This window comes from Mesorhizobium sp. M0293 (genome assembly GCF_040321735.1).
In the GTDB taxonomy this organism is placed as follows: domain Bacteria; phylum Pseudomonadota; class Alphaproteobacteria; order Rhizobiales; family Rhizobiaceae; genus Mesorhizobium.
In genome coordinates this window covers 1-673 of sequence record NZ_JAMYSA010000313.1, presented here as the reverse complement: position 1 = coordinate 673, position 673 = coordinate 1, and the positions used below count along the sequence as shown (strand labels likewise).

Sequence of the window (673 nt, the reverse complement as noted above, 5' to 3'; positions counted from 1 at the left end):
GGGCCGGTTGAGGTAGCCGCGCGCAACCCCGGCCCCGCCGATATAGAGCTCGCCCACCGCCCCCAACGGCACCGGCTGACCATGAGCGTCCAGAAGATACACCCTAAGATCGGGGATGCGGCCGCCAATCGGGCTTCCCGACGCGGCAGTATCGGGCTCGACAAGAGGCCGATAGGTTGCATGCACGGTCGTTTCCGTGATGCCGTACATGTTGATCAGTTGTGGGGTGGAATCTAGGTGCTTTGCATACCAAGCCTTCAGAATTCGCGGCTCCAGGGCCTCCCCACCAAAAATCACATATCGAAGACGGCTGCGAAGACTGCTCTTGCACTCCGCATCGATGAACGTTTTGAACGCCGAGGGGGTCTGGTTCAAAACCGTCACGCCCGACTTGCAGATTAGATCATGGAAGTCAGGAGGAGACCGTGCAGTATCGACCGGCACGAGTATCAAACGCCCGCCGTAGCGCAGCGCACCCCACAGCTCCCACACTGAGAAGTCGAACGAGAAGGAATGGAACAGGCACCATATGTCGTGTTCGGTGAAGCCGTACCAATCCTGGGTCGCTTCGAACAAACGGACAATCTGCGCATGCTCGACCATGACGCCCTTGGGCGTCCCGGTGGAGCCCGAGGTGTAGATGATGTAGGCGAGATGGCGGGGGGTGAGCCCC

Annotated in this window: 1 protein-coding gene; it reads right to left on the bottom strand. The window is 60.0% G+C overall.

Features of this window, described 5'->3' with window-relative positions:
• On the bottom strand, positions 1–673 hold a 673-nt coding region (locus tag NKJ06_RS35645), incomplete at both ends, for an AMP-binding protein (RefSeq protein WP_352812622.1).